At 60.1% G+C, this 23,756-nt stretch carries 19 protein-coding genes and 1 pseudogene; 9 read left to right on the top strand and 11 right to left on the bottom strand.

What is annotated here, in order from left to right; all coding sequences use genetic code 11:
* Both DMZ65_RS15630 and DMZ65_RS15625 read left to right on the top strand, forming a co-directional pair.
* Positions 1-754: IS110 family RNA-guided transposase (locus DMZ65_RS15630; RefSeq protein WP_116599802.1), on the top strand; the 754-nt coding region annotated here is incomplete at its 5' end.
* A 272-nt stretch (positions 755-1,026) separates the two neighbouring features.
* Positions 1,027-1,341: pseudogene (locus DMZ65_RS15625) on the top strand (transposase); the annotation flags it as partial.
* A 9-nt stretch (positions 1,342-1,350) separates the two neighbouring features.
* Here the strand turns inward: DMZ65_RS15625 and DMZ65_RS15620 are convergent.
* The 3 genes from DMZ65_RS15620 to DMZ65_RS15610 are packed head-to-tail and all read right to left on the bottom strand — an operon-like array spanning position 1,351 to position 5,250.
* Positions 1,351-2,946 carry a fucose isomerase gene (locus DMZ65_RS15620; RefSeq protein WP_116599801.1) on the bottom strand — a complete coding sequence of 532 codons (1,596 nt, stop codon included), beginning with the start codon at positions 2,944-2,946 and terminating at the stop codon, positions 1,351-1,353.
* Entirely contained in the window at positions 2,943-4,577 is a 1,635-nt protein-coding gene (locus DMZ65_RS15615; protein ID WP_116599800.1) for an FGGY-family carbohydrate kinase, read from the bottom strand. The genes DMZ65_RS15620 and DMZ65_RS15615 overlap by 4 nt, the downstream gene beginning before the upstream one ends.
* A 1-nt stretch (position 4,578) precedes the next feature.
* Positions 4,579-5,250, bottom strand: a complete 672-nt coding sequence (locus DMZ65_RS15610) for a GntR family transcriptional regulator (RefSeq protein ID WP_116599799.1) — start codon at positions 5,248-5,250, stop codon at positions 4,579-4,581.
* A gap of 265 nt (positions 5,251-5,515) precedes the next feature.
* Between DMZ65_RS15610 and DMZ65_RS15605 the strand changes: the two genes are divergently transcribed.
* The 5 genes from DMZ65_RS15605 to DMZ65_RS15585 all read left to right on the top strand — a co-directional run bounded on the left by DMZ65_RS15605 (position 5,516) and on the right by DMZ65_RS15585 (position 10,000).
* The gene (locus tag DMZ65_RS15605; RefSeq protein ID WP_157960646.1) at positions 5,516-6,391 is read left to right on the top strand and encodes a dihydrodipicolinate synthase family protein; all 876 of its coding nucleotides are present in this window, start codon (positions 5,516-5,518) and stop codon (positions 6,389-6,391) included.
* 3 nt (positions 6,392-6,394) lie between these two features.
* Positions 6,395-7,048, top strand: coding sequence for a GntR family transcriptional regulator (locus DMZ65_RS15600; protein WP_116599797.1), 654 nt, complete (start codon positions 6,395-6,397; stop codon positions 7,046-7,048).
* A 39-nt stretch (positions 7,049-7,087) separates the two neighbouring features.
* Positions 7,088-8,080, top strand: a complete 993-nt coding sequence (dctP, locus tag DMZ65_RS15595) for a TRAP transporter substrate-binding protein DctP (RefSeq protein ID WP_116599796.1) — start codon at positions 7,088-7,090, stop codon at positions 8,078-8,080.
* A gap of 69 nt (positions 8,081-8,149) precedes the next feature.
* On the top strand, positions 8,150-8,692 hold the full coding sequence (locus DMZ65_RS15590) for a TRAP transporter small permease (protein ID WP_116599795.1): 543 nt from the start codon (positions 8,150-8,152) through the stop codon (positions 8,690-8,692).
* Between the two features lie 12 nt (positions 8,693-8,704).
* Complete coding sequence (locus tag DMZ65_RS15585; RefSeq protein ID WP_116599794.1) at positions 8,705-10,000, top strand: TRAP transporter large permease; 1,296 nt, start codon at positions 8,705-8,707, stop codon at positions 9,998-10,000.
* Positions 10,001-10,063: 63 nt separating this feature from the next.
* On the opposite strand, the gene DMZ65_RS15580 is transcribed toward DMZ65_RS15585, so the two are convergent.
* The 8 genes from DMZ65_RS15580 to DMZ65_RS15545 form a co-directional block, all read right to left on the bottom strand.
* Positions 10,064-10,381, bottom strand: a complete 318-nt coding sequence (locus DMZ65_RS15580; RefSeq protein ID WP_116599793.1) for a DDE-type integrase/transposase/recombinase — start codon at positions 10,379-10,381, stop codon at positions 10,064-10,066.
* Between the two features lie 216 nt (positions 10,382-10,597).
* The gene (locus tag DMZ65_RS15575) at positions 10,598-12,256 is read right to left on the bottom strand and encodes a hydantoinase B/oxoprolinase family protein (RefSeq protein ID WP_116599792.1); all 1,659 of its coding nucleotides are present in this window, start codon (positions 12,254-12,256) and stop codon (positions 10,598-10,600) included.
* Entirely contained in the window at positions 12,253-14,370 is a 2,118-nt protein-coding gene (locus DMZ65_RS15570) for a hydantoinase/oxoprolinase family protein (RefSeq protein ID WP_116599791.1), read from the bottom strand. The genes DMZ65_RS15575 and DMZ65_RS15570 overlap by 4 nt, the downstream gene beginning before the upstream one ends.
* A 3-nt stretch (positions 14,371-14,373) precedes the next feature.
* Positions 14,374-15,666: a TRAP transporter large permease gene (locus DMZ65_RS15565; protein ID WP_116599790.1), complete on the bottom strand. Its 1,293-nt coding sequence runs from the start codon at positions 15,664-15,666 to the stop codon at positions 14,374-14,376.
* Positions 15,660-16,196 (bottom strand): TRAP transporter small permease, encoded by a 537-nt coding sequence (locus DMZ65_RS15560; protein ID WP_232825025.1) that lies wholly within the window; start codon positions 16,194-16,196, stop codon positions 15,660-15,662. Before DMZ65_RS15560 ends, DMZ65_RS15565 begins: the two co-directional genes overlap by 7 nt.
* 28 nt (positions 16,197-16,224) lie before the next feature.
* On the bottom strand, positions 16,225-17,229 hold the full coding sequence (locus tag DMZ65_RS15555; protein WP_116599789.1) for a TRAP transporter substrate-binding protein: 1,005 nt from the start codon (positions 17,227-17,229) through the stop codon (positions 16,225-16,227).
* A gap of 47 nt (positions 17,230-17,276) precedes the next feature.
* A complete protein-coding gene (locus DMZ65_RS15550; RefSeq protein ID WP_116599788.1) occupies positions 17,277-18,860 on the bottom strand; it encodes a hydantoinase B/oxoprolinase family protein in 1,584 nt (527 codons plus the stop codon).
* Positions 18,857-20,950 carry a hydantoinase/oxoprolinase family protein gene (locus DMZ65_RS15545; RefSeq protein WP_116599787.1) on the bottom strand — a complete coding sequence of 698 codons (2,094 nt, stop codon included), beginning with the start codon at positions 20,948-20,950 and terminating at the stop codon, positions 18,857-18,859. Before DMZ65_RS15545 ends, DMZ65_RS15550 begins: the two co-directional genes overlap by 4 nt.
* A 207-nt stretch (positions 20,951-21,157) precedes the next feature.
* Here DMZ65_RS15545 and DMZ65_RS15540 point away from each other — a divergent pair, with 207 nt between their 5' ends.
* Together DMZ65_RS15540 and DMZ65_RS15535 are read left to right on the top strand one after the other, a co-directional pair.
* Positions 21,158-21,796 carry a TetR/AcrR family transcriptional regulator gene (locus tag DMZ65_RS15540; protein ID WP_116599786.1) on the top strand — a complete coding sequence of 213 codons (639 nt, stop codon included), beginning with the start codon at positions 21,158-21,160 and terminating at the stop codon, positions 21,794-21,796.
* 899 nt (positions 21,797-22,695) lie between these two features.
* Entirely contained in the window at positions 22,696-23,676 is a 981-nt protein-coding gene (locus DMZ65_RS15535) for a LacI family DNA-binding transcriptional regulator (protein ID WP_116599785.1), read from the top strand.
* The last annotated feature ends 80 nt before the right edge of the window (positions 23,677-23,756 follow it).

Here is a 23,756-nt window from a genome sequence, read left to right as displayed (position 1 = left end):
TGCCGAGGCGATTGTCATTGCGGCACGTCAGCCCGAGATGCGTTTCGTGGAGCCCAAGACAGTCGAGCAGCAGTCCTGCGCTGCCGTGTTCCGTGCCCGGGAACGCCTGGTGCATCAGCGGACCGCAGATGTGAATGCGTTGCGGGCGCTGCTCTATGAGCACGGCCATGTGTTTCCAGTCGGCATGTCCCACCTCGCTCGTATGACGGCGTTTGTGCGGGATGAGACCGGCGACTTGCATGCACTGATCCGGGAAGAGTGCTTGGACTTACTCGTGCAGATCGCAGAGAAAACCGCGCGTATCATTGAGCGCACCACGAAGCTCAAGACGCTGGCCGCCCAATCAGACAGAGCACGCCGGCTCCAGACGATGCCGGGTGTTGGACCGCTGACGGCTGTTGCAGTCGAAGCGTTCGGTCCCGACATGGCGGACTTCAAAACTGGGCGCAACTTTGCGGCTTGGTTGGGCCTTGTGCCTCGGCAACATTCTTCCGGAGGCAAGGAGCGCCTTGGTCGCATGACCAAGGCTGGTCAGGCCGATATCCGGCGCCTGTTGATCATTGGCGCAATGTCGCGACTGAACTGGCTTGGACAGCGCACCATTGTAGAGGGTAGCTGGCTATCACGCATGTTGATGCGCAAACCCAAGATGCTGGTCGCGATCGCGCTCGCCAATAAGATGGCCCGCCAGATCTGGGCGATGCTGACAAAGAATAAAGATTACAGAGATCCGGCAATGGCGGTCGTGGCATGATGCTCATGTCGAACCGCTAGGGCCGGTGCCGAGGGGAGTGTGAGAAGACGACGACCTGAATGGGCAAAATGATCGAACAGATCTGGATTGGGAAAACCAGTTAGTCGCTACGAGCATTGAGCTCGAAAGTCAGATTTGGCCCCAATCTGCTGATCACCATCCCGGCCCGCGGCTTCTGGAAACGCCGCATCATGAAGGCCTGACAGAAATCCGCACTTGATCACGCGCTAATAGGGTCAAAAGCTTCTTGCACTACGCGCGGCAACCACAGAAGCGATTACATCGGAGCGTGGGCATTGGTGAGCAGTTTGCCCAAGGTGGACTGGATGCTTGGAGATCGTGGCTATGACGCCGTTTGGTTCAGAGAAGCTTTGAAAGACAAAGGGATACACGCCTGCATCCCTGCCCGGAAACAGCGCAAGAAGACCGTCAAATACAACAAGCGCCGGTACAAACGCCGCAACCGCATCGAGATCATGTTCGGCAGGCTGAAGGATTGGCAGCGCGTCGCAACCCGCTACGGTAGATGCCCAAAGGTCTTCCTGTCAGCCATCGCCCTCGCCGCACTCGTCATTTACTGGCTATGAGTCCCGACCCTAAGCGGAGATACCGCAGAGGTTCACTTTGATCCCCAATTCCGCCGCAAGGGCTGCGCGCACTTTTAACGCACGATCAGCAGCTTCCGCATCGGTCGCATAGACCACCTGAATGTGGTTGGCCCGGTGCCGCGCCATCATTTGGTCGCGGGTTACGCCATCAAGCACGCCATGCATGATCGGCCATTCGGGCGTTGTTCCCTCGCTGCGCCGCTTGGTTTCTTCTTCTGGCAGGTCAACCGCACGCCCACGCCCGATGTCCATATGCAGCGCGCCGCTTTCGACGAAGATGCGCGACCAGATGATCTCTCCCGCACGGGCAATACCTTTCACTGTGCCACCGCCGTTGGGAAAGAACATGGGCGGCTGACGGTGGCTTTCGGTGCCAGCCCAGCCGCCGGGGTGGTGAGCAGGTGGGGCTGCACCCGAGATTTCGAAAACCCAGACGAAATCGTCCAGCGTGCCTGATTGGTCCGTATCGCCCCAACGAAGATCGTGAAGGGTGTTTTCAACCGGCTGCCCCAGGGCTCGGTGCACACGGTTGATCAGCAGCGCATCAAGACCAGCGCATTCGTCCACTTCGTTAAAATGCACAATCGCCTGACCCTGACGGATCACCGAGCCATCGGCACGGGTCACATCGGGGCGGTCGTCATTGTTGAGCATGCCTTCGACCAGATCAGAGGCTGGCAACAGGTCTTTGAGCCCCTGCTGGTACTGAATGCCGATGCTTTCACACCCAAAGCTGTCAGCAAGGCGTACGGCAGCGATGTACATCTGGCACTGGCGGATAACCTGCGCTTCGGTCAGTTCGGTGTCGTGGTCCTGACCGAGATGAAAGGTCATGCCCCGTTCGACCATCCAGTCATAAGCCGCGCGTGCCTCTTCTTCCGGGATTTCGGTTGTTGCGTGGTAGAGCGCCGATTGCGACAGGCGCTCTTTGAACACACCCATCGGCATGAGAAGTTCGTCTGGGATGATGGCGTTATACATGCCCATACAGCCTTCGTCGAAGACACCCATGATGGATTTATCCTGCCGCAGGCTACCGGCAATCTGTCGGGCAAGGGTGCCATCTTCACCCGAAACGCTTGAAGCATCGAAGGCGGTCACATGCGTTAAGTCGTGGTCAATCGTTCCGGTCGCCAGCCAGGACTTCAGACCTTCAAGGAAAAACCTGTCTTCGAAATCAACGCTCCAGATCGAAGAGAATTTGACACCCGCCTTGGTTAGTGACCCGTTGAGGTTCAAAAGCCCAACCAGCCCGGGCCATTGGCCCGACCAATTGGCCACGGTCAGGATCGGACCGCGATGCGTGGTCAAGCCAGCCAGCACATGGTGCGAGTATTGCCAGACTGCCTCTGCCACAATCAGCGGCATGTCGGGGTCAATGGTGGCGAAAATGTCCATGCCCTCGCGTTGGCTGGCGATAAAGCCGTGTCCTTCCGGTTTGACCGGATGAGCGCGCTTCAGGTCGTGGCCGAGGCCCGCAAGCACTTCGATCAGCTTGTCTTCCATGGCCTTTTGCGCGGGCCAGCACATTACGTTTGCGCTTTCCCGCAGGTCGCCGCTGGCTACGAGTGCGATTTGGGTCATTGGGTCGTGTCCTTTTCGTTCATGATGTCGCGATAGGCGGCGTGATCGGCCTGCATTTTCTGGAAAACACGGTATTTCCTGTTGTGGAAATCTGCCGCCTTGCTGCCGCGTGGCGTGATGGTTGTACCAGTGCCGGACATGGCGGCCATAGCAGCGGGCAGGGTGTCGAATGCTCCCGCTGCCACCGCGCCCAACATGGCGCTGCCTGCAAGGACTGGCTCTGCCTGATGGGGCACAAGCAGCGTGCAGCCAGTCGCGTCGGCGTGTTCTTGAAGATAGAGCTTGTTCTTCGCCAAACCGCCGCTCAGGACCAGTGTGTCAAAGCTGGCTCCGGCGGCTGTCATTGCCTCCATGATCTGACGCGTGCCATAGGCGAGGCCCTGCACCGTGGCGAGGTAATCCAGCGCGAGATCATCCGGCCCGGTATCGAGTGTCAGGCCATCGATACCCCCATGCCGCCACGGCTGGGCCAATGGAGAGCGGTTTCCATGGAAATCCGGTTGGATATGGCGGTGTGCTGCGAGTTGCGAAATATCATCGCCTTTGGCGGCCAAGAGCGCCTCCAGCAGATCGGTGATGCGTTTGCCCCGTGATTTGGCTTGCGCCGTTAATTCCGCCGTTGCGCCGTGGCGGGCGATCACTGCGTCGAGCAGCGCGCCAGCGGCAGATTGACCGCCTTCCAATGCCCAAGCGTCGGGCAGGACAACGCCGTAATACGGCCCCCAGACACCCGGCACAAAAACCGGATCACGGGTCAGGCCAATGTGGCAGGTCGACGTGCCTGCAATCATTGCCAGTCTCTGGGTGATATTATCATCTCCCAGTTCCATACCCAAAGTGCCAAGCGCACCGGCATGGGCGTCGATCATGCTCGCCGCAACCGCCGTGCCGGGAAGCAGCCCAAGCTCTTTCGCAGCCGTTTCGCTAAGCCCGCCGCAATTGGTTCCGGGTGGGGCAAGCGTGTGACCGATGGCGGCGTGATCGTTTTCGGAGAGTTCCGCCAGGCCGATCTTGGCCAGAAACGCATCGTCCCAGCCTTCGCCAGCCTGCCCCTTATGGCCCAGATAGGTCCATTTGCAGACAGTCGAGCAAAGCGAACGGGTTTCCCCACCCGTGGCACGATGCACCAGCCAATCCGGCAAATCCCAAAACCGCTCAACCGCCGCCCAACTTTGCGGCAGTTCACGTTTCAGCCAGCGTAACTTGGGCAGCTGCATCTCGGGCGAGATCTCACCACCGACATACTCTAGCGGTGCCCCGCCCAGTGCGTTGATCTCATATGCGTCATCCATTGCGCGGTGATCCATCCACAAGATCACATCCTGATCAGGCTCACCATTCGGGCTGATGGTAACAGGCGTGCCATTCGCCCCCGCGACGGCAAGCGAACACGTCGCGTCAAAGCCCATCCCGATGATTTGCGCCGGATCAGTTCCGGCATTGTCCAGCGCACCGCGTATGGCGGCGCAAACCGCGCTCCAAATCTCGGCGCTGCTTTGCTGTACGAAATCGGGGGCAGGGCGGTAGGTTTCGATCCCTTTCGCATCATGGCCCAGTAACCGTCCGGTACGGTCGAAGACGCCAGCGCGAGCGCTTCCGGTTCCAACGTCAATTCCAAGAAAGAGGCTCATTTTACAACTCCATCGCCCGGTCGCGTGCATTGGCAATATGCGCATCCATTGCATCAACCGCACGGTGACGGTCGCGCATGAGTATCGCATCTATGATTTCAAGGTGGTCGGCAAAGGCCGCTGGCAAGGTCGCACGGGTCAGCTTGATCCGGTCCGTGCGGATCAGACGGATACGGATACTGTTGATGTGATAGCTTTGGCGAAGCAGGTTGTTGTCCGTGGTTTCGATCAGCAGGCTATGCAACTTGGCATCCACCTCTTGCCCCTCGGGCGGGACATTGTGATCGGTCGACTTTTCCAGCGCATCAAGCACTGCAAGGTGCTGGGCGCGTTGACCTTCCAGAACATCGTCGGATATTTTTCGGATCGCTTGCAGCACCGCCTCACGTTCCAAAGCCGCGCGCATTTGGAAGGCATCGCGGATCATCGGCAGGTCGATCGCCGGAATTTGCAATCCGCGCTTTGGTTGCACCAACAGCAAACCTTCGGACTGAAGGCGCGGCAGGATTTCACGCAAGGCCCCAATGGAAAGCGACAGCATCGCACCCAGTTCTTTCTGGCTTACGAATTGCCCCGGTCGCAGCCTGCCATCAAGAAGCGCGGCCTGAAACGTCTGATAGCCAACCTCTATCGCACTCGCGGCGGTGCCTGATCCTGCCCCATGTAAGATCATCGCGCTCAAATCACACCACCCTCCCTCGCCGAACGCCCGCGCTTCGCAGCGTTTGCCAAGAAGTATATCTGATACAATCAGAATGACAATGTGCTTGGAATATCTTAACGTATTCTACTGGGGTTTTTTAGAAGAGAAGCAGGGATATGCGATTTTTATGCTTATCTTAGCAGATGTAGCGCCTGTTCGGCGCACATATTCGTAACATGTCAGTTGAACAATGTTTTTGCAGATTGTAGACAGACTCAACCGTAGGAGGGAATCATTGGCTAAATTTGGCATCTCTGTGGCGCTACTGACGCCATTCACCGAAACCGGTGCGATTGATCTGGCTGAAATCGGCGCTCATGCAAGCCGCATGGTTCAGGCAGGCGCGTCGGGCGTTACTCTTTTCGGCACCACGGGCGAGGGCGCATCCATTGCCGCATCCGAACGTGATGCGGCCGTCAAGGCCGTGCTTGATGCGGGTCTTTCGCCAGATCAATTGGTTCTGGGTGTTGCTGAAACCTCGCTAGGTGACGCAGCCGCGCGAATTGCCGAAGGGCTGGCCCTTGGCGTGACGCGCTTTCTGGTGCTTCCTCCGTACTACTTCAAGAACAACGAAGATGACGGGCTGTTTGACTGGCACATGGATCTGCTGGCCCAAACCGACGATGCCGCACAACTTATCCTGTACCATATCCCGCAGGTCACATATGTTCCGCTTTCCGTCGATCTGATTGGCCGTCTGGCCACTGCCGCGCCAAAGCGGATTATCGCGATCAAGGACAGCTCTGGCAGTTGGGAAAATACCGAGGCACTGTTGCAGCAAGGACTGCTGCCCGTGCTTGTCGGGGATGAACGCCAATTGCACCGGGCTGCGGCGCTTGGCGCGGCAGGCTCGATCTGCGGTGTTGCGAACCTTTACCCCGAACGTCTGGTCAAACTGTTCGAGACCCAGACCGAGGACAAAGAGCTTTCCGCACGGGTCACAGCGATTGTCAGTGGGCCTGTGGTCCCCGCACTGAAAGCGCTGATTGCCAAGCAACGCGGTGAAGCCGGATGGGATCGCGTGCGAAACCCACAGCGCCCCCTGTCAGAAACGGCGCGCGCCGGGCTGTTTTCTGCCATCGAAGCGCCCGCAGTAGATGAGCCAGCCTGATACATGGCTGGCGCGTCCGTCCCCCTGCGTGATCACGCTTACTCCAGCTTTACTGAAAAACTGCTGGCGAAGGAGATCACGCCGGGACAAATCATGTCGCAACGCGAGTTGGTGGCTTTGACGGGCATGCCCCTTGGTGCCATTCGCGAGGCGATCCCACGGCTTGAGGCTGATGGCCTGATCCGCACCGCGCCCAAGCGTGGCTTGCAGGTTGTGGCCATCGACCTGAACCTTGTGCGTGATGCGTTTCAGCTGCGCCGGATGATCGAAACCGAGGCCTTAAGCGTTTTTTGTCAACAGGCCGAAGACACTGAAATCGCAGAGCTTCTGGCGGAACATGAAAGGATCCTGAACGCAGCCCAAAGCGGTGTGGATGAGGCGCTGTTGCAGCGCGCTCAGGATGTTGATTGGCGCTTCCATGATCGAATGGTAGAGAAGCTGGGCAACCAGATTGTTGCAGAAGTCTACCGGGTGAACGCCATCAAGATCCGGCTCATCGTCAATGAGAAAGCCAGAATTACGCCCGACCGGGTGACTGCGGTGATGCAAGAACATCTACCCATCATCGAAGCACTGTCACGCCGTGACGAAACCACGGCTTTGGCTGCGCTGGTCGCGCATATCGAGAGCGCAAGGCGGAGAGCCTTGCATCACTAGGGGGCAACCCCTGTTACGAATCAAGAAGGAGGAGGTTCCATGACATTATCCCTTAAAAGCAGCGCAATTGCGCTGATCACGACAGCCATATTGGCGACGCCGACGCTTGCCGAGACCGTAACGGTCCGCATGTCGACGCCGGCCACGGATACTGACCAACGCGCCATTGCTTTGAGCGAAGTTTTTGCCCCTGCGGTCGCCGATTTCATCACCTACGAACCGCATTACAACGCCTCGCTTATCCAACAGGGTGCCGAGCTTGAAGCCATTGCATCCGGCGATCTGGAAATGTCCATCGCATCAGCGCAAGAACTGGCGCAGTTCTTCCCTGAATTCTCTATCTTCACGGCGGGCTACGTCCACCAAAGTGCAGAGCATCAGGTTGCCGTTTTCAACGACGAACTGATGGACCCCTTCAAGGCTAAGGTCGAAGAAGAACTTGGCGTCAAACTGTTGACGGTCATGTATCTGGGCCAACGTCAAGTGAACCTGCGCCAATGCCCCGATGAACTGACCGTCAAAACTCCGGCGGATCTGGCTGGTGTGAACCTGCGTATGCCCGGTTCTGAATCCTGGCAGTTCCTTGGCAAGGCGCTTGGCGCGAACCCGACACCGATGGCCTTTACCGAAGTTTACACCGCGCTTCAGACCGGTTCCGTCGATGGTCAGGACAATCCGCTGCCGACAGTGGTTGACGCAAAGTTCTACGAAGTCACTTGCCAGATCGCTCTGACGTCTCACCTTGTTGACCTCAACTATGTCGCCTTCTCCAAAGCGGTATGGGACGAGCTGACCGAAGAACAGCAAACAGCGTTGCAAGAAGCAGCAGACGCCGCTGCGGCATCCGCGCGTCAGGCCCAGCTCGAGAAAGAAGAACAGCTTGTCGCTTTCCTGACTGAGCAAGGCATGAAAATCTATGAACCCGACGTCGCAGCCTTCCGTGAAGCGGTTCAGGCCGCATACCTGTCGTCCGACCTTGCCGCGACATGGCCCGAAGGCACGTTGGACAAAATCAACGCTCTGGGCAACTAAGACCTGACATCAAGAGGGCAGGCGGCACCATTGCCGCCTGCCGCTTTGTCTGACGAGGGAGGTAACATCATGGTTTCCCGCATAGCGGCAAGACTACAGCGCGCCGCGGAACTGTTTCTGGGCCTGATGATGGGCCTGATGTTCCTGACCTTCCTTGTTCAGATCTTCATTCGCTACACAGCAAGGCTGGGTTGGGTCGCCGAAGCAGTGCCGCTTCTTGATCCGTCGCACTATAGCTGGACGCTGGAATTCAGTGGGCTTTTGTGGATCTGGATCGTCTTTTGTGGTTGCGCCTTTGTCGTGCGTCGTCAGGATCATGTGACCTTTGATCTTGTCTATGACCTTGTCAGTCCAAAGGTTCGGCGCGTGCTGATCATTCTTGGCGCTCTTGCCATCGTGATCGCGCTTGGCGCATCCATTCTCCCGACATGGGAGAAATTCCATATCCTGCGACTGAAAAAGACCGCATCCCTTTCGGGCCTCTTTGGCGACTGGATCAGGGTGCGAGACATCTACTCAGTCTACATTCTCTTTCTTGTGGCCGTGTCCCTGCGATTTGCTTGGTCAGCATGGCGGACCATACGGGGCGGTACTGACGCCCCGACCTCCTGAAAGGGCCATTAAATGAGCATTGCACTTCTAGCCTGTCTGGGCCTCATTCTGCTGCTTGCAGGCATTGGCGCGCCGATTGCCTATGCGGTGATTGTCGGCTCCTTGGGATATCTCGCAATTTCTGGCGCGGGAATCGGCCTTGCGGGCAAGGTGCTGATGGATGGGATGTACAGCAGCTTTATCTTGCTGGCTGTTCCCCTGTTCATCGTCGCGGCCAACATCATGAACGCGGGTACAATCAGCGATAGGCTTTTGCAGTTCTGTGTCGCGCTGGTTGGACGTTTCCGGGGCGGCATGGGGCATGTGAACGTGGTCGCATCGCTGATCTTTTCGGGCATGTCCGGGTCCGCCGTGGCCGATGCCGCAGGAATCGGAAAGATCATCATTGAGATGATGACAAAGTCCGGCCAATACACACGCGGCTATGCCGCCGCGATCACCGCAGCATCAGCCACTATCGGGCCGATCATTCCACCATCCATCCCGATGGTTCTGTACGCGCTGATCTCCAACACCTCTATCGGCTATCTGTTTCTGGGTGGCATCCTGCCCGGATTGATCATGGGCGCGGTTTTGATGGTGATGAATTACGTCCTCGCCAGCGCGCGTGGCTTTGGCATTGAAGAGCCGGTGGCGCTGTCAGAACTGCCACGGCGCACGGTGCAGGCCTTCCCCGCCCTGCTGATGCCCGCAATCTTGCTTTACGGGATTTACGGCGGTCTGACCACGCCGACCGAAGCAGCGGCGGTCGCGGCGCTCTATGCGTTGATCCTCGCGGCGGTCTTTTACCGCGCTCTGACAGGGGGTGCTTTTGTCGATATCCTGATCGAAAGCGCGCGATCCTCGGCTGCGGTCGGCTTGCTGATCGGCGGCGCATTGATCCTGAACTATGTTGTTGCGTCCGAAAACATCCCCAATCTGCTCGCCGCCCGCCTGTCAGATATTGATATCAGCCCACTGACGTTCCTGATTGGTGTGAATATTCTGCTGCTCTTGCTGGGCTGTTTGCTGGACGCGACCACGATCATCCTCGTGATCCTGCCACTCTTTATTCCGGTCTGCCGCGCGTTGGAGATTGATCTGGTTCACTTTGGCGTTGTCGCCATCGTCAATACCATGATCGGCCTGATCACGCCGCCCTACGGCGTGCTGTTGTTCGTTATCAACGCGGTGACGCGCATTCCGCTGGGCGAGATCATCCGCGAAATCTGGGTGTTCCTCGGGGTGCTGATCCTCGCGCTTTTGGCGATGATCCTTTTCCCCGGCATCGTGCTCTGGCTACCGCGTCTGTTTGGTTACGAAGGCTAAGAGGGGGTGTTGCGCTGGTTTTTGTCCAAGATGAGGCATGATCACTTTTGATCCGGTTATTTTTCATTTCCGGTCGACTTGGTGGATCTCTTCGCCGGGGAATGACCAGCGGTTTGTCTTGCTGATCACCTTGGCGTAGCTATGAGCCTTGTCCGTGACAATAGTCGCTGGCTGGTCAACGGCTTGCCACAGGTAATGCCACTTGCCACCGACGTGAATATGGGATTCGTCCATGTGCCATGTTGGGCTGCGGCAAGTCTTGTGCTTGAATGAGCCTTTGGCGAACTCAGGGCCGAACTTGCGAACCCACCGATAGATCGTTGCGGTATCGACATGGACACCGCGCTCCTTGAGCAGATCCTTCACATCGCGATAGGACAACGCGAACCGACAGTGCCAGCGAACACCTTACAGAATGACTTCGTTTGGAACGCGGTGAGGTTTGAACCGGTTCTTTGGTGCTGGCATCGGACACTCCTTTATCAAAGGCCTGGTCAAGTGCCGAAGCCGGAAGTTAACCCAACAATCTCCCACGGCCTGATCGGGGTGTTTCGCGAAAGCCAGAGCTCGGGCTTTCGCGAAAGATTTTTCGACCGGTCACCTGGCGTCTGAGGTAATCAGCCCCGCTTCCATATCCGCTTCGATCAGCGACGGGTCCCGCTCTTCGGCCGGGCCGAACCCTCCACCGGATGGCGATATATGGCGGAAGACATCACCTTTGCGGATGACATGGGGATTTGTCACCATGACCGGCAATTCCTGCTCGCCCTGCTCGGTAATCAGCAGATTGACCGGAGCGGTTCCGTTCTCGCCGCCGAACAGGCCATGCGGCAGATGCTTGCGCTTGTCCGACCGCAGCGAAAAGAGGCCGTCGGTTTCGCCGATATACTCGTACTCGCGAATGAAGGCGTTCCCGCCCCGGAATTTTCCCGCGCCGCCGGTATCCGGGGCAATTCCGTATTGCCTGATGCGCAGCGGATAGTTTGCCTCGATCATCTCGATCGGAACGTTGGCCTGGTTGGCACCCATGTGCGGCACGCCGACCTGTCCGTCATGGGCCGAGGTCGCCCCCCACGTCCCCATGGCGGTCTCGGAAAAGACGAATGCCTTGCCCTCGTGCACGCCCGAGAATGTGGGGATCGTCGATCCGCCCATGCCGTCCGCCGTCACGCGGTCGGGCACCGCCTGTGCAAGCGCGCCGAACATCGCGTCGATGGTGCGATAGCCGGTAATGCCGCGCGCGCCGCAGGGGGCGGGGTGCACCGAGTTGACCAGTGTTCCCTTGGGGGCCGTGACTTCGACCACCCGCTCGAACCCGTGGCAGTTGGGGATCTCCGACTGCATGATGGAGCGAAGCGCCGTATAGACCGACGCCTTGGTAAAGGGCAGCGGCGTGTTGAGACCACCGGCGACTTGTGGCGAAGTCCCTTCGAAATCGACCGATATGGTTTCCTCGTGGATGGTGACGGCAAGCTGGATGGTGATGGTCTCGGGGGTTTCGCCCAGCCCGTCCAGATGGTCGGTAAACCGGTAGGTGCCCTTGGGCAAATCGCGAATTTCGGCGCGGCCCAGACGTTCGGCGTAATTGTGCAGCTCCTCGGCGCAGGCCAGAACGTCGTCGATCCCGTAGCGTTCCACCAGGTCCAGGAATGATCGCCGCCCGGCATGGCTGGCGGCCATTTGCGCCCGCAGGTCGCCTTCGACCATCTCGGGAATGCGGACGTTCAGCCGGATGATCGACCAGATCGCCTCGTTCGGTTTGCCGCGTTCGACCAGCTTGAGGAATGGCAGACGCAGGCCTTCCTGGTAGATTTCGACCGCCCCCATCGCGTTCGACCCTGGAACGATGCCGCCAACATCCGCGTGATGCGCCAGCGTCGTTGTCCAGCCTACGAGCACGTCGTCATGGAAGATCGGCTCGATGATATAGATGTCCGGCAAGTGCTGCCCGGCTGCCGCGTAGGGGTCGTTCGCGATGAACGTGTCGCCCGGGTGGATGTCGTTTTCGAATGTCGTGATGAGATACTGCATCGCGTCATAGAAGCTGCCGAGATGCATAGGCGTCGTCACCCCCTGGGCCAGGGTCTGGCCGTTGGCATCGCAGATGGCGGTCGAGTAATCCATGCTGTCGCGAACGATGGGCGAATAGGCCGCCCGCATCAGCATCAAGGCCATCTCGTCGGCAATTGCGTCGAAGGCGTTCTTCATCACCTCGAGGCGGATCGGGTCGATATCCTGAGCGTGTCGATTGGTCATTCTGCTGCCTCCGCACTCTGGGTAAGCCGCACCTGCCGGGGCAGGGCGATGATGATGTTTCCGGTTTGGTCGATATGCACCTTGCAATCGGGGGGCACGATGGTCGTGCCTTCGTATTCCTCGATGATCAGCGGGCCGGACTGCGCTTTCGCCGTCAGCGCAGCGCGCTCCATGATCGGGGTTTCCAGCCGACCCCACTGCGGGCCGAAGTACACCATCCTGGTGGTCATCTCCCTGGCCTTGCCGGTGCCTTCGTAGCTCGCCATCCCGGTTTCCGTCCTGGGAACCCTGGCCGTCACCCGCAGCGTCACGATTTCGACCGGCGTGTCTTTCAGCCGGTAGCCGTAGGCGCGCTGGTGCTCGTCGTGGAAGATATTCACCAACTGCTCGGTGTCGGACTCGGTGAATTGCGAACCGGCGGGCAGGGGCAAGGTCAGTTCGAATGCCTGACCCTTGTAGCGCAGGTCGATCTCCTGCACGAATTTCAGGCTGCTGCGGGGCAAACCGAGTTCGTTGGCCGTCTGATCGATCAACGCGCCATAGCTTGCCAGGACACGGGTCGCATCGACGCCCTCGAGCGGTGCAAGCAGACTGCCGGAGGCCGAGGTTTCGATATCGGCATAAAGCAGGCCGAGCGCGGACAGCACCCCGGCAGCGGGTGGCACGATCACGGTGGGCACCTGGAGCGAACGCGCCAGTGAGACGGAATGGACGCCGCCATTGCCGCCGAAGGCGATCATCGCAAAGTCACGCGGATCGTGACCGCGGAATGTCGTCACCGATTTCACCGCGCGGGTCATGATCGTGGAGACAAGCTCGTGCACCCCAAAGGCGGCTTCGTCCAGCGAGATGCCCAGTGGCTCTGCCACGACGCGGTTCAGGGCGTCCTGGCTCGGCTGCGGGTTGACGGTGACGGCCCCGCCGGCAAGCGCGACCGGGTTGAGGTAGCCTAGCACCATGTTGGCGTCGGTCACGGTCGGCTCGGTGCCTCCCGCGTCATAGCACGCGGGGCCCGGTGCCGCCCCGGCGCTGTGCGGGCCGACCTTGAGCGCCCCGGCCCGATCGCGCCAGACGATGGAGCCGCCACCGGCACCGACCTCGGAAATGTCGATGACCGGCAGTTTCAGGGCATAGCCGCCTCCCTTGGCGAGCTTGGACGACAACGAGATGCCTCCGCCCACCTCGTAGTCGTCGGCGCGGAGCAATTCGCCGTTCACGATCAGCGATGCCTTGGCCGTCGTGCCGCCCATGTCGAAGGCAATCGCGTCGGGAAAGCCGGCCTCGGTCACGATGGCGCGGGCACCGATCACCCCGGCAGCGGGGCCGCATTCCACGATCTGGGCAGGTTTGCGGATCACGGTGCGAGAATCGATGATGCCACCGGCCGAGTGCATCATGAAGAAACGCTCGGGCAACCCGGCGTTTGCCAGCCGGGCGCGCAACGAATCCAGATAGCGCTTTACCGGCGGGCCGACATAGGAGTTGATGACCGTGGTCGAGGTACGTTCGTACTCACGCAACTCGGGCAGAATATCGACCGACAGGGACACAAAGATATTCGGCAGCGCCGCCTTGAGCATCTCGCCGATCCGCACTTCATGCGCGGGGTTTGCGTAGGAATGCAGCAGGCAGACGGCAACCGCATCGACCTTGGCGGCGCGTATCTGCTCGATCACGCGCTCGACGCTTTGTTCATCCAGCGGGGTGATGATCTGACCCTGCCAGTCCAGCCGCTCGGTCACCTCGAAACGCCATTTCCTCGGGCTGAGGGCGGGGGGTTTTTCATAGAGCGGGTCGTAGAGACGCGGCACCCGGATGCGGCGCATCTCCAGCACATCGCGGAAGCCTTCGGTCGTGACGAGGGCCGTGCGCGCGCCCTTGGCTTCGAGGATGGCGTTTGTCGCGACAGTGCAGGCGTGCATGACCTCGCCCACATCCGAAGGCTTGAGCTCTTCGACCTCGATGAGTTCCAGTATGCCTTCGGCGACCCCGCGGGCATAATCGTCCGGGGTCGACGCGACCTTGCGGGTCGCGATCGTTTCATTGCCGCGGATCATCGCGACATCGGTAAAGGTGCCGCCGATATCGGCGGCAATTCTTAGAGAACCAGTCATGTGTCAAACTCCCAAGAGCAGGTTGGGCAGGTACAGGACCACCCCAGGTAGGTAGGTTATGATGAAAAGGACGCCGATCAGCGGCACCAGGAACGGAAGTGCGGCCTTGCAGACTTCCTCGAAGGAGACATCGGCGATCTTCGTCACCACGAACAGGGCGACACCGATGGGGGGCGTGACGATCCCGATCAGCAGGCCGTAGACCATGATCAGGCCGAAGTGCACGCGATCGATTCCGAAGTGGTCCACAAGCGGCATCATGATCGGGATCAGGATGATCATCGCCGGGATGTTTTCGAGGATCATGCCGACGACGAGGAAAAAGATAATCACGAGGAACAGGAAGAGGTACTTGTTCTCGGTCAGGCTCAGCACGCTCTGCGCAAGTCTCTGGGGTACCTGATCATAGGTCAGCACAAAGCTCATCGCGTGGCTGACACCGATCACCATCATGATGGTGGCGAAAAGGATGATCGTCTCGCCTAGGGCCGTGCGCAGCCTGCCAAGTGACAGCGTCCTATAGGCCAGGCCGAGAATGAGGGTGTAGCCGCAGGCGATCGCGCCGGCTTCGACCGGCGTGGCAACGCCGGTGATGACCGATCCGATGATGATCAGTGGTGCCAGCAATGCCCAGCCCGAGCGTGAGAACTCGCCCAGCAGCTTGCGTATCGGCGGACGTTTGGTCAGCGGTACGTCAAAGCGGACGGCGACATAGCGGTTGTAGAGCATCAGCACGATGACCAGCACGATTCCCGGCCCGATCCCGGACAGGAACATGCGCTCGACCGATACCTGCGCGCCGAATGCGTAGATCAGCAGCGGCACCGAGGGCCACATCGTCGGCCCGATAACCGAGCTGGCGACGGTCAGCGCAGAGGCAAAGGCGCGCGGATAGCCGTGTTTTTCCATCTGCGCGATCACGAGGTTGCCGATCCCTGCGACATCTGCCAGCGCGGAACCTGTCACACCGCCGAACAGCAGCGAACAGACGACGTTGACCTGCGCCAGGCCCGCGCGAAGGTGGCCGACGATCCCGTCGGCGAGAAGGAAGATGCGATCGGTCAGCCCGATGATCGTCATCAGGTGGCCGGCAAGGATGAAGAAAGGAATGGCCATCAGGATGGGGCTGTCGATCCCCTCCAGGATGTTGAGCGGAAAAGTATAGAGAATCTTGAGACTTGCGGCGAGGCCGATCTGCCAGAACCCGACGAGCGTTCCGGTGGCCAGTGCGATGACGACCGGCACACCCAGAAGCATCAGCACGAGAAAGATCGCAAATATGCTGACGGCTACCATTGCAGATTCTCCAGATCTTCTTCCGGGTTTACCTCGTGCCAGCCGAACAGGACCGCCACGATATCAAAGGCGAAATGCAGGACGATAAAGGCTGACGAGACGATCATCGGAACCGAAAGCCAGTAACGTGTGATGTCGACGATCTCGATCGTTCCACGCTGACGCGCCAGGATCTGCGGCGTTTCGAGAACGATCACCCCCGCGACGATGATCGCGCAGATCCCGGTCAGCACGCGCATCGCCCGGCGTATCCGCGGGCTGAACCTCGCGACGGCAAAGCTGAGCGCGATGTCGAGTTGACGGCGGTAGATCACATAGAAGCCGAAGAACACGGCCCAGACCATCATCACCCCTGTCCAGGGCCCGACCCAGAGCAGGCTGCCCGCTCCGGAATTGCGCATGACGAGGTTGAGCAGGTTGCAGGCGAGCATTGTCGCCAGCAACCCCTCGGCGAGGATCTGGAACAGGCTCGCGATCAGATCGAGAGCCCGATCCGTACCGCGGAACCATTCTGGAACGCGAACGCTCACCTGCCCATTCCTTCCTGCTTGGCCCCGGTCACTTCTTGTCGCCTAGCGCCGCCTCGAGCAGGCCTTCGGGCAATTTGCCCTGCGCATCCAGCTCGCGGTACCAGTCGGCCATGTGCTCGAATAGTGGCTCGAGCGGCATGTCGGTAAAGGTGACGCCCTTGGCCTCGACATTGGCGCGCATCTTTTCCGCGATATCCGCCATGAACTTGGCCGAATATTCCGCGGTTTCCTCATGCGCCTGCAACAGCGCGGCCTGCTTGTCCTCGGACAGGGCGTCGAAGGCTGCGGCGTTCATCATGAACGGCAGGCCCTGCCAGTATTCGTTGGTGCGCGTCATGTAGGGGGCCTGTTCATAGAAGCCCATGGATTCCACCAGCGCGGCCGGGCTGGTCACCGCCTGTGCGATCCCCGACTGAAGCGCCTGATAGGTTTCCGTCCATGCCAGCATCTGCAGATCGGTCCCGAGATGGGTCCAGACGTCGATGGCCAGCTGGTCGGGATACATCCGCAGTTTCAGCGCCTTGATGTCCTCGTAGGTTTCGATGGGACGCTCGGAGATCAGGACTCGGAACGGCCCGCGAACCACCCCCATCGGCTCGCCCAGGACGCGTACGCCGGCCTCGTCTTCGGCTTTGTCGAACCAGCTTTTGACAAGATCGGATTGGGTGAACTTCACCCAGTCCTCACGCGTCTGGAACAGGAAGTGCGGTGCGATCCACTTGATCTCCGGCACCCATTTCTGAAGAAAGAACGCGTCTTCCGCATAGAAGTTGATGGTGCCAAGCTCCAGCTGTTCGAGGACCGAGCTTTCCTTGCCCAGTTGTTCAGACGGATAGACCTGGATGTCCAGTTCTCCGTCGGTCAGCTCACTGACCCGGTCGGCGAAATACTGGTAGACCTGCCCTTCGGGGCTGTCGGCCGGCATCTTGGAGGCGAAGCGCCATGTCTCGGCCGATGCGAGTCCGGCTGTCACCGCAAGCGCGCAGGCCGTGACCGTTGCCCGCAGCATCGCCCTGTTGAGATTGATCGTCATGTTGGTCTCCTCTCTGTTTGGTAGTCTATGCGTGATGTACCGGCAGTTCAGGCCGTGCCTGTCGTGCCCCAGCCGCCGCCGCCCGGCGTTTCCATGATCACGGATTCGCCGTCCCGCAGCGAAATGGAGCATTTTCCAGGCTGCGAATGGTGCCTGCCGCTGGCGTCTACCGTCCAGTTCTGGCCGCTTTGTCCGTTCGCACCGCCATGCAGACCGTAGGGCGCGAAGATGCGCCTGTCGGTTTGCAGCGAAACCCGCGCTTCATGGCCCACGATCTGGACGGCGCGCACGATGCCTTCGCCGCCGGGGTTCCTGCCCCCGCCGCCGGAGCCGTCGCGCAACTCGTATCGCGTGATCCGCAAGGGATAGCTGATTTCCAGCGCCTCGACCGGCGTGTTCAGCGTGTTCGACATGTTGGCGTGAACGCCGGACATGCCCGGCCCCATGGGCCGGCCACCCTGGCCGCCGCCCGAAGTCTCGATGTAGGTATAGGGCTGGCCGTTGCGCGGATCGATACCGCCGATGCCGATCAGGTTCATCGTCCCGTTCGAAGCCGCCGCGATCCGATCCGGCGCGATCTGGGCAAATCCCCGCAGGATGGTGTCGGCCAAACGCTGCGTTGTCTCGGTATTCCCCGCACAGACCGCAGCCGGCCGGGTGCAGTTGAGGAACGAACCCTCGGGTATCCGCACCTCGACCGGGCGCAGGACGCCCGAGTTCGGCGGCAGCGTGGCGTCGGTCAGCAGCTTGAGACAATAGAAAATCGCCGACCAGACCATCGGAGCCACTGCATTGACGTTGCCGCGCCGTTGCGTCGATGTGCCTGCGAAATCGAAGATAAACCTGTCGTCGGTCAGTTCGATCCGCAGGTTGATCCGCACCGGCTCATCCGCAAAGCCGTCGCTGTCCAGAAAGTCTTCGCAGGTCCAGACCCCGCGCGGGAGATCGGCCAACTGCCCCCGCATGCGACGCTCGGTGTAATCGAGGATCTCGTTCAGCCCGGCCTTCAGGTCGGCGACCCCGATGCGCCCGGCCAGTTCCTGCAACCGTCGCTCCGCCACCCGCAGGGCGGCAAGCTGGGCGTTCAGGTCGCCACGCCGTTCCGCCGGGGTGCGCACGTTGCCGAGGATCATCGTCATCACGTCATGCTGCTCTACCCCGTCGCGGTAAAGACGGATCGGCGGAATGATGATTCCTTCCTGGTAGATCTCGGTCGAACGTCCGGGCATGGAGCCGGGCTCCATCCCGCCGACATCCGAGTGATGCGCGCGACTGGCGACATAGGCGATCCGCTCGCCGGCACTGAATACCGGCGAGACCAGGGTGATATCCGGCAGATGTGCGCCAGCGACGAAGGGGTCGTTGACGATGACCACGTCGCCCTCATCGAGGGGGCCGGTTACATCCAGCGTCTCGCCGATAGCGCGCAGCATCGAACCGAGATGGACCGGCACATGTTCAGCTTGGGCCACCAGCTCCGCATCGGCGGTAAAGATGGCGCAGGAGGCATCCATGCGCTCCTTGATGTTGGGTGAAAACGACGTGTGTTTCAGAACCGCGCCCATTTCCTGGGCCGTCGCCTCGAGTGCGTTGCGCAGAACCTCGAGATGAATGGGATCAAAGCTGCTCATTGTGCCACTTCCATAATCAGACTTCCGGACGCATCCACGGTCAGCACGTCACCGGGATAGATGATCGTGGTGGCGGAGATCTCGACAATGGCGGCGGGACCGTCGATCCGGTTCCCTGCCAAGAGCAACCCGCGATCGTAGACCGGAGCCTCGACCCAGCCCACCGCCGCGCTGTCAAAATCACCTTCGATGTAGATTTGCCGCGTTCCGGTCAGGGCCTCGGCCTGCGGTGCATAGCCACCCTGCGGAATTTCCGGCAACTGTGGCTTGTCGATCCGCCCGAAGGCGGTGACACTGAACCCGACGACCTCGAGCGGCGCGGTCCGGTCGGCATGGCCGAAGCGATCCTGGTGAAGATCGTTGAACCCCCGTGGCAGCCCGTCCCACCAGTTCTCCAGCGCCATGTTGCAGGGCACCGTCAAGGCGAAGCTCTGTCCACGATAGCGCAGATCGGCGGCGATCTGCATGTCCTGCCGGTCCTGCGGGATGCCGTCGCGGGTGAGGAGGGCGACACCCCTGTCGCGCATTTTTCCGATCACCTCTTCGGCGCGCGCCTGGTCGAAGTCGGCGAAGGGCGCAACATGGGTTTCGATCAGGTCGTGGCGCAGGTCTGAGATCAACTGCCCCAGCGCGCTCAGCGTGCCGGGATCAGGCGGCACGATGACCTTGCGTATGCTCAGCTCTCGCGCCACGGGCGAGCCGTGCATCGGTCCGGCACCGCCAAAGGGGACCAGCGCGAAATCCCTGGGGTCATGTCCGCGTTCGACCGAGACGACGCGAATCCCGCGCACGATATTGGCATGAGCGACGCGCAGAATGCCGGCGGCAGCCTCTTCCAGCGAAACGCCCAGCGGTTCGGCGATGTCGCGCTGGATGACCCGGCGCGCGCCTTCGATGTCCAGCGCCATGTCGCCGCCCAGCCGCGATTGCGCGTCAAACCGGCCGAGGACAAGGTTGGCATCGGACACGGTCGGGCGGTCGCCGCCCTTGCCGTAGCAAACGGGGCCGGGGATGGCCTCGGCGCTGAATGGGCCGACCCGCAGCGCGCCGCCATCATCTATCCAGGCGATCGAACCTCCGCCGGCACCGATTGCGTTGATGTCGATGACCGGCATCTGGATCGGCACTGTTTGCAGGGTTGCTGAACGCGTGATCTGCGGCTCGCCGTCCCGGATCAGGCTGATATCGGTCGAGGTGCCGCCAATATCCATGGTGATGATGTCGCTTACGCCCGACATCTGAGAGATATGTGCGGCCGCGACAACGCCGCCCGCCGGTCCGGATAGCACAGTATGCACCGGCTTCTCGCGGGCCGAGATCAGGTTCATCAGCCCGCCGGCGGCGTCCATCACCATCACCTCCTGCTCCTTGCCAAGCCCGAGGCCCTGCGCGGGATCGCGCAGGACCGTGGCCAGGGATTCGAGATACAGTTCCATCACCGGGCGCAGGTAGGCATTGAGAACGGTCGTGGAAGCCCGTTCGTACTCGCGAAATTCGGACATCAGGTCGGTCGAGATGCAGATTGCCGCTTTCGGCATCATTTCCGAGAGGATTTCCCTGGCGCGCCGTTCGTGGCTCGGATTGACGTAGGAATGCAGGAACAGCACGGCCACTGCCTCGACGCCTTCCTCGATCATACGCCGCGCCGCTTCGCGAACATCGGATTCGTTGAGCGGGACCAGCTCGGCACCGGAGGCATCCAGTCGACCCTCGGCAGTGAAGCTCAGCGAACGCGGGACAAGTTCGGTCGGGCGGACAATGTCGATATCGAACAAGGTCGGACGGTTCTGGCGGCCGATTTCCAGAATGTCGCGGAACCCTTCGGTCGTCAGAAATGCGGTCCTGGCCCCGTTGCGCTGGATCACGGCATTGGTCGCTGTCGTCATGCCATGCCCGATATATGCGACATCCGACCCGTCAGCGTTCTGAATCGCTAATGCTTTTTTCAGGCCGGCGGCCGTGCCGAGGGCCCGATTCAACGGCGTCGTGGGCACCTTAGACACCGTTATTCGATGGGTGCGCGCATTGTAGGCGACGCTGTCGGTAAAGGTGCCACCCACATCCGAAGAAACCCTGAACTGCGGTGTCATACGGAAACTTCCCTTCTGTAACGATAACGTTTCAGTTATAAGGAACGGAGCGAGCACCCCTGTCAACCATTTTGTTTCTTGGCGGGATTTGTGCGTAAAGTTAGGTTATTAGCCGTTATGCGAGGAAATGGTTCGGACGGTCTCGGATAGAATCACCTTCGGGCTAACAGTAAAAACAGGAGCAAATTCTTGCCCAAGGAGTCACGAATGATCCCGCGACAGGCGTCGCGCGATCACCGATCCAGAACACAAGAGACCATGCGTCGGATAAAGTCGGCGGCGCATGAGCAGTTCGTGAAGAACGGCCTCGAAGGGACACGCATCGAAACGATTGCGACCCGCGCCGGCGTCAACAAGGCGCTGATCTATCGCCATTTCGGCGACCGCGAGAACCTGTACCGTGCGGTACTGGAAGAGGCCTATCACAAGGTTCGCGCCGCCGAGGCCAAGCTGAAACTCGCCGAGGATCCATGCGAGGCGTTGGAACAACTGGTGGCGTTCACCTTTGAATACTACGTCAGGAATCCCGACTTCCTGGCCTTGGTCGGAGTGGAAAACCTGAACCATGGCAGGCATTTGGCGCAGATCGATACCGAGGTATTAAAGATCTCGAGCCTGCGGAGAATTCTTGGCGATATTATCTCCCGCGGAATAGAGCGTGACCTGTTCAGAGAGGATCTTCGAGAAGACAGTCTCTACCTGATGATATCGGGCCTGTGCTGGTTCACCGTGGCGACGGCGCATACCTTCAGCATCACCTTCGAAATCGACATTCTCGAGCGCAAGGAACTTGACCGGCGCAAGGCTGAAATCGTCGAAGCGGTATTCCGGTTCGTCAAGAAATAGCCCGTTCTCTCGCTGCCCAGTTGTGCTCCCGGAATCTGCACTGAACGCTTTCATCCAGTCGGAACCGGGGCAGCCGCTTCTGGCGCTCGGCACCGGATTGATGGCTTTGTTCACCCGGCCAGATTGCCAATATTGTCACTGAGCGTTCAAAACTGACCCGGTTTCAGCGTTTGATTTTGACCCACCCTATGTGGGGCAAAGCCCCCAAGCGTGCCTCTAAGGCCCTAATCCTTCTGCCGGACCCCGGACAGTCGGTCGAACCCGGCCATTTCCCCTACCAACCGTGCAAGCCTCCATTGCATCTTGAAAGTGGAGAGGGGGCTTTCTGTGCTGTCGAATCCGTAATCTGACTTGGAAGGAGTCGACGCGGTCACTGCCGGAATCCCACGCACCACATCCCATCAAAAAGTCACCTTCAGCAAGTTCTGTCGCAAATCGGCGCGGAGATCGAAGATCGACCGCTCCGACGTTCCTCGCTCGTCCGGATCATGCGCGAATGTTTCGGCGGCAACGATGCCAGCGGCACCTGGGTGCGGGGGCATGGGTTATGACATGATGCAAGCCGCTGCGGTGATGCAGGTCGTGCGGGGCGCTTAGCCAAAGCAGCTATCTTCAGCTTCGGCATCGGCGACCATGCAAGTGTTGCAATGTTGCGCGCCTTCGGGAAGGAACCTCGACTGTTTGCCGCGGTTGATCACATCGCGCTACGACGTGCGGAAAACACAGGCCCAATGGCACCAGAATCCTGAAATTAAGGGCAAAAAGAGCCGCCATACGCCTCGCGTCTCAGATTTAAGGGCAACGCGACAGAGGGACATGGTGTATATCGCACAAATCCGGATCACGTTCACAGATGAAAATATTTCACACTCATCTGAAATCAGGTTACTGATGGACGCATGAAAAAAGTCACTGCCAAAGATGTGGCCGCACGGGCCGGGGTGTCGGTTTCGGCAGTGTCGCGGGCCTATCGGGCGGATGCCTCGATCACCGAGGCCAAGCGCAAGGCGATCTTTGCCGCCGCAGGCGAGCTGGGCTTTGTCAGCAGCGTCGACAAGGTGCTCTCGCAACAATCGACCAATACCATCGCGCTGGTGGTCAGCGAACTGCATAATCCGTTCTACCCCGGCACGGTGGACGAGTTGATGCGGCAATTGCCGGAGCGCGGGCTGCGCGCCATCGTGCATGTGGTCTCGTCCGCCGATGAGGTCGACACGATCATGCGGCAGGTGCTGGATTTCCGCACCGAAGGCGTGATCCTGGCAAGCTCGACGATGACCTCGCAGCTGGCGCGCTCGTGCCGAGCGAATGGCATGCCGGCGGTGCTGCTCAACCGCGTGCAGTCCGACAGCCGCATGATGGCGGTTTGTTGCGACAACTACGGCGGCGCCAGGCAGATCGCGAAGCGATTTTTAGCCCAAGGGCGGCAACGGGTCGCCTTTGTCGGCGGGCGGCGTGATACCTCGACGCATCTTGAGCGGATGCGCGGCTTTCGTGACCACCTTGAAGAGGCCGGCACGGCCATTGTCGAACAATACGATGGCGGTTTCGACTACCAGCAGGCGTTTCGCGTCGGGCAGGAGCTTCTGGCCCGGCGCCCGCTGCCGGACGCGGTGTTTTGTGCCAATGACATCATGGCCATCGCGCTGCTTGACGCGGCGCGGATCAAGCGGGTCTCGGTGCCGGAGGATATTGCCGTGATTGGCTTTGACGACATCCCCATGGCCTCATGGGAGGCCTACCGGCTGACCACCGTGCGCCAGCCGCTGAGACGGATGCTGCGGCAGGCGGTCGACATCCTCACCAGCACCGAGGCGACGCTCGCAACGGGGGATATCCGGGTACTTCAGGGGGCGATGCAGGAACGCGAAAGCGGCTGATGAAAAAATTTCATGAAACCTGGCAGGCCTTGCACTGATGCCGGGTTTCATGGCCCCTCCGCTGACAGACGCCCGATTGT

This window comes from Primorskyibacter marinus (assembly GCF_003313245.1).
GTDB classification, from domain to species: Bacteria; Pseudomonadota; Alphaproteobacteria; order Rhodobacterales; family Rhodobacteraceae; genus Primorskyibacter; species Primorskyibacter marinus.
This window is presented reverse-complemented; position numbering and strand designations above follow the sequence as displayed.

What these genes read in the sequence shown, in the direction of transcription:
- DMZ65_RS15620 (WP_116599801.1), bottom strand. Translation starts at nt 2,946, where the DNA reads ATGACCCAAATCGCACTCGTAGCCAGCGGCGACCTGCGGGAAAGCGCA.
- DMZ65_RS15615 (WP_116599800.1), bottom strand. Translation starts at nt 4,577, where the DNA reads ATGAGCCTCTTTCTTGGAATTGACGTTGGAACCGGAAGCGCTCGCGCT.
- DMZ65_RS15610 (WP_116599799.1), bottom strand. Translation starts at nt 5,250, where the DNA reads ATGATCTTACATGGGGCAGGATCAGGCACCGCCGCGAGTGCGATAGAG.
- DMZ65_RS15600 (WP_116599797.1), top strand. Translation starts at nt 6,395, where the DNA reads ATGGCTGGCGCGTCCGTCCCCCTGCGTGATCACGCTTACTCCAGCTTT.
- dctP (WP_116599796.1), top strand. Translation starts at nt 7,088, where the DNA reads ATGACATTATCCCTTAAAAGCAGCGCAATTGCGCTGATCACGACAGCC.
- DMZ65_RS15590 (WP_116599795.1), top strand. Translation starts at nt 8,150, where the DNA reads ATGGTTTCCCGCATAGCGGCAAGACTACAGCGCGCCGCGGAACTGTTT.
- DMZ65_RS15585 (WP_116599794.1), top strand. Translation starts at nt 8,705, where the DNA reads ATGAGCATTGCACTTCTAGCCTGTCTGGGCCTCATTCTGCTGCTTGCA.
- DMZ65_RS15575 (WP_116599792.1), bottom strand. Translation starts at nt 12,256, where the DNA reads ATGACCAATCGACACGCTCAGGATATCGACCCGATCCGCCTCGAGGTG.
- DMZ65_RS15570 (WP_116599791.1), bottom strand. Translation starts at nt 14,370, where the DNA reads ATGACTGGTTCTCTAAGAATTGCCGCCGATATCGGCGGCACCTTTACC.
- DMZ65_RS15565 (WP_116599790.1), bottom strand. Translation starts at nt 15,666, where the DNA reads ATGGTAGCCGTCAGCATATTTGCGATCTTTCTCGTGCTGATGCTTCTG.
- DMZ65_RS15555 (WP_116599789.1), bottom strand. Translation starts at nt 17,229, where the DNA reads ATGACGATCAATCTCAACAGGGCGATGCTGCGGGCAACGGTCACGGCC.
- DMZ65_RS15550 (WP_116599788.1), bottom strand. Translation starts at nt 18,860, where the DNA reads ATGAGCAGCTTTGATCCCATTCATCTCGAGGTTCTGCGCAACGCACTC.
- DMZ65_RS15545 (WP_116599787.1), bottom strand. Translation starts at nt 20,950, where the DNA reads ATGACACCGCAGTTCAGGGTTTCTTCGGATGTGGGTGGCACCTTTACC.
- DMZ65_RS15540 (WP_116599786.1), top strand. Translation starts at nt 21,158, where the DNA reads ATGATCCCGCGACAGGCGTCGCGCGATCACCGATCCAGAACACAAGAG.
- DMZ65_RS15535 (WP_116599785.1), top strand. Translation starts at nt 22,696, where the DNA reads ATGAAAAAAGTCACTGCCAAAGATGTGGCCGCACGGGCCGGGGTGTCG.